Consider the following 205-nt stretch of genomic DNA (forward strand, 5'->3'; position numbering starts at 1 on the left):
GGACGCTCATCCCGGTTGAACGGACGACGGTCGCCACCACGATCGTTGCGATCGTTGAACGGACGACGCTCGTCGCGAGCCGGACGCTCATCCCGGTTGAACGGACGACGGTCGCCACCACGATCGTTGCGATCGTTGAACGGACGACGCTCGTCGCGAGCCGGACGCTCATCCCGGTTGAACGGACGACGGTCGCCACCACGAT

1 protein-coding gene is annotated in these 205 nt (G+C 65.4%); it reads left to right on the forward strand.

Annotated elements, in window-relative coordinates; genetic code table 11:
- Nucleotides 1–205 (forward strand): hypothetical protein (locus KHB019_RS15110; protein WP_337459364.1); only part of this gene is annotated, 205 nt, incomplete at both ends.

This window comes from Microbacterium sp. KHB019 (genome assembly GCF_037285405.1).
Classification (GTDB): Bacteria; Actinomycetota; Actinomycetes; order Actinomycetales; family Microbacteriaceae; genus Microbacterium.